This is a genomic window from Thauera phenylacetica B4P (genome assembly GCF_000310225.1).
In the GTDB taxonomy this organism is placed as follows: domain Bacteria; phylum Pseudomonadota; class Gammaproteobacteria; order Burkholderiales; family Rhodocyclaceae; genus Thauera; species Thauera phenylacetica.
This window is the reverse complement of sequence record NZ_AMXF01000350.1, coordinates 1-2992: the sequence shown is the minus strand read 5'-3', so window position 1 is coordinate 2992 and position 2992 is coordinate 1. Positions and strand designations below refer to the sequence as shown.

General features: G+C 73.4%; 4 protein-coding genes. 3 read left to right on the top strand and 1 reads right to left on the bottom strand.

The window, feature by feature from the left end; all coding sequences use genetic code 11:
- Positions 1-527: YgfZ/GcvT domain-containing protein (locus C667_RS21720; RefSeq protein ID WP_004384773.1), on the bottom strand; the 527-nt coding region annotated here is incomplete at its 3' end.
- A 141-nt stretch (positions 528-668) separates the two neighbouring features.
- Between C667_RS21720 and mltG the strand changes: the two genes are divergently transcribed.
- The 3 genes from mltG to holB form a co-directional block, all read left to right on the top strand.
- A complete protein-coding gene (mltG, locus tag C667_RS21715; RefSeq protein ID WP_004384772.1) occupies positions 669-1682 on the top strand; it encodes an endolytic transglycosylase MltG in 1014 nt (337 codons plus the stop codon).
- Positions 1679-2380: a dTMP kinase gene (gene tmk / locus C667_RS21710; protein WP_004384771.1), complete on the top strand. Its 702-nt coding sequence runs from the start codon at positions 1679-1681 to the stop codon at positions 2378-2380. Before mltG ends, tmk begins: the two co-directional genes overlap by 4 nt.
- Positions 2377-2992 (top strand): DNA polymerase III subunit delta' (gene holB / locus C667_RS21705; protein WP_004384770.1); only part of this gene is annotated, 616 nt, incomplete at its 3' end. The genes tmk and holB, both read left to right, overlap by 4 nt.

Genomic DNA, 2992 nt, shown 5'->3' with positions numbered 1-2992 from the left:
CCGAGGCGGATGCAGCGCACGCCTGCGGCGGACACCGCCTGGCGCATGTCCTCGGCGGGCAGCGTGGCGCCGGCCGCCTGCGCGATCGCGGCGGCCTGCGGGCCGGCGAGGCCGATCAGCGCGGTGTCGGCGCTGGCGTCGGCGAGCTTGACCTTGCTGCGCAGCACGTACATCGAGAACTTCTTCAGGAAGGCCGGCAGGATGTCGGCCGACAGCGCGAGCACATGGCCGCCTTCCTCGGGCCACACCAGGAAGCTGGCGATCATGCGGCCCTTGGGCGAATTGAAGCTGTTCCACGCCGCGGTGTCGGCCTCCATGTGCTTGACGTCGTTCGACACCAGGTTGTGCAGGAACGCGGCGGAGTCGGGGCCCTGCGCGCGGATCGTGCCCAGGTGCAGCAGCGGTGTCGCGATGGTGGAGGTCTCGGTCGCGCGCGCTTCGTCGGCGGGGGCGGCGAAGGCGATGGAGCGGGCGGTGTCGTCGAGCGTGGCGCCCACGCGGGCGAGGTGTTCGGTCCAGGCAGTCATGGTCTCGGTTCGGGCAATCTCGGAAGGGATTCGGGGGTGCGCCGCAGGCGGGGGAGGGCGCGTGCTGCGGTATTATAGGCGCCCTCCTCGTGGCGGTCGCCCCTCGCGCCGTCAGGGATTTAGCCCGCCCTCTCCCTTCCGATGAAGCGTCTCCTCCCCCGCCTGCTCCTGCTGCTCGCCGTGCTGGCCGCCCTCGCCGCGATGAGCGCGGGCGCGGGCTGGTGGTACGCGCATCGGCCGCTCACGCTCTCCGCCGAGCGGGTGGACTTCACCGTCGCGCGCGGCATGGGCATGCGCCAGGCCGCCACGGCCATCGAGCGCGCCGGCGTGGGCGTGGATGCGCGCCTGCTCGCGCTGCTCGCGCGCTTCACGAAACGCGACGCCCGCATCAAGGCTGGCAGCTACGAGGTGCATGCCGGCATCACGCCCTGGCAGCTCATCCTCAAGCTCTCCGACGGCGACGTCACGCAGGGCGAGCTGCTGCTGGTCGAGGGCTGGACCTTCCGCCAGGTGCGCCAGGCGCTCGAGTCGCATCCCGACCTCGAGCCCGACACCGCCGGCCTGGCCGAGGTGGAGATCCTGGAGCGGATCGGCGCCGGCGCGAAGCACCCCGAGGGCCTGTTCTTCCCCGACACCTACCTCTTCGACAAGCGCTCGGGGGCACTCGCGGTGCTGCGGCGCGCGCACGAGTCCATGCAGGCCCGTCTCGACAAGGCCTGGGCCGAGCGCGACCCGGCCACGCCGCTGGCCTCGCCCTACGAGGCGCTGATCCTCGCCTCGATCGTCGAGAAGGAAACCGGCCGCCCCGAGGACCGCGGCCTGGTGGCCTCGGTGTTCGCCAACCGGCTGCGCATCGGCATGCGCCTGCAGACCGACCCCACGGTGATCTACGGCCTCGGCCCCGAGTTCGACGGCCGCCTGCGCCGCGTGCATCTCGACACCGACCACCCCTGGAACACCTATACCCGCGCCGGCCTGCCGCCGACGCCGATCGCGATGCCGGGCGAGGCCGCGCTGCGCGCCGCGCTCGCGCCCGAGAAGAGCGACTTCCTCTATTTCGTCGCGCGCGGCGACGGTAGCAGCGAGTTCTCGCGCGACCTCGCGGCCCACAACCGCGCCGTCAACAAATACATCCGCAACGGAGGCGGGGGATGAGCCGGATGCCACCACGCCTGCCCGACACCGACATGATCGAAAACGCCCCCTCCGCCGTGGCTTCGGGCGCCGCCGCGCCCGCCCGCGGCCGCTTCATCACCTTCGAAGGCATCGACGGCGCCGGCAAGAGCAGCCAGATCGCCGCGGTGGTGGCGCTGCTGCAGGCCGCCGGCCTCGACGTCGACCAGACCCGCGAGCCGGGCGGCACGGCGCTGGGCGAGCGCCTGCGCGAGCTGCTGCTGCATGAGCCGATGCACCTCGAGACCGAGGCCATGCTGATGTTCGCCGCGCGCCGCGAGCACCTGGCCGCGCGCATCGAACCCGCGCTCGAGGCCGGACGCTGGGTAGTGTGCGACCGCTTCTCCGACGCCACCTTCGCCTATCAGGTGGGCGGGCGCGGGCTCGAGCGCGCCAAGTTCGACGCCCTCGAGGCCTGGGTCCATCCCGGCCTGCAGCCCGACCTCACCCTGGTGTTCGACCTCGACCCGGCGGTCGCCGCCGCGCGCGTCGCCTCCACCGGGGTCGATCCCGACCGCTTCGAGCGCGAGCAGCGCGACTTCTTCGAGCGCGTGCGTGCGGGCTACCTCGAGCGCGCCCGCCGGGCCCCGCTGCGCATCTGCGTGCTCGACGCCGCGCGTACGCCCGAGGCGATCCGCGCCGACGTCGAGCGCATCGTGCGCGAGCGCTTCCTCCCATGATCCACCCGTGGCTGCAGCCGACCTGGACTCGGCTCGTCGAGCTCGGCGAGCGCCTGCCGCACGCGCTCCTCTTCGTCGGCCCGGCCGGCCTTGGCAAGCGCGCGCTCGCCGAGGCGCTCGCCGCGCGCCTGCTATGCGACGCACCCGGCGCCGATGGCCACGCCTGCGGGCAGTGCGAGCCCTGCCTGTGGCGGCTCTCGGGCAACCACCCCGACCTGTATCGTGTGGTGCCCGAGGCCGAGACCGCCGCGGCGGAGGGCGAGGGCGAGGGTGAGGCGCCCGCCAAGGCCGCCTCCACGCAGATCCGCATCGACCAGGTCCGCGAGCTGCAGGGCGCGCTCACCGTCACCGGCCACCGCGGCTCGCGCCGCGTCGTGCTGCTCGATCCCGCGGAGGCCATGAACGGCGTCACCGCCAACGCGCTGCTCAAGCTGCTCGAGGAGCCGCCCGAGGGCTGTGTGTTCGTGCTCGTGTCCTCGTCGCCGCGCAGCCTGCTGCCCACCATCCGCAGCCGCTGCCAGCAGTGGCACTTCAGCCGCCCCGAGGCGGACGCGCTGGCGCGCTGGGCAGCGCACGCCGACGCCGACGCGCGCGCGCTGCTCGCCCTCGGCG

What these genes read in the sequence shown, in the direction of transcription:
- mltG (WP_004384772.1), top strand. Translation starts at nt 669, where the DNA reads ATGAAGCGTCTCCTCCCCCGCCTGCTCCTGCTGCTCGCCGTGCTGGCC.
- tmk (WP_004384771.1), top strand. Translation starts at nt 1,679, where the DNA reads ATGAGCCGGATGCCACCACGCCTGCCCGACACCGACATGATCGAAAAC.